The sequence below is a fragment of the Vibrio sp. 10N.222.46.A1 genome, assembly GCF_041473595.1.
GTDB classification, from domain to species: Bacteria; Pseudomonadota; Gammaproteobacteria; order Enterobacterales; family Vibrionaceae; genus Vibrio; species Vibrio tasmaniensis_A.
In genome coordinates this window covers 1-400 of the sequence record NZ_JBFRSN010000555.1, presented here as the reverse complement: position 1 = coordinate 400, position 400 = coordinate 1, and the positions used below count along the sequence as shown (strand labels likewise).

At 45.8% G+C, this 400-nt stretch carries 1 protein-coding gene and 1 pseudogene; both read right to left on the bottom strand.

Annotated elements, in window-relative coordinates:
* Nucleotides 1-224 (bottom strand): hypothetical protein (locus AB4496_RS15840; protein WP_372131330.1); only part of this gene is annotated, 224 nt, incomplete at its 3' end.
* Nucleotides 205-400, bottom strand: a pseudogene (locus AB4496_RS15835) (ABC transporter ATP-binding protein); the annotation flags it as partial. The pseudogene AB4496_RS15835 and the gene AB4496_RS15840, both read right to left, overlap by 20 nt.

Sequence of the window (400 nt, the reverse complement as noted above, 5' to 3'; positions counted from 1 at the left end):
CCTTGCGGGATTTTATTCGCGTTATGTTTTGGTCGAATACGGTAAGGAAGAGGATTCGAAAAGAGTTTTTCGCCATGCGTATAACTTTGCTTGGCGTGTTGGTTGATAGCGGTAACACCAACCAAAAGTGATACGCCTAGGGTTAAACCAAGCCATACCAAGATAATCTGAAGTGGGTAACGTCGATAGTGACCAAGTAGCGCTTTAACTACGGGCCATAACATGCAGTTGCCCTCCTTGTAGGCGAATTCTGCCATCCATATGCAATGCAACTTTCTCACTGTGTGTCACCAGCAATAAGGTACATTCTAATTGACGGGCCAAAGAGGTCAGCAAACGCATCACCGCTTCTGCATTACGCTCATCTAAACTTCCCGTCGGTTCATCGGCTAACAGAATT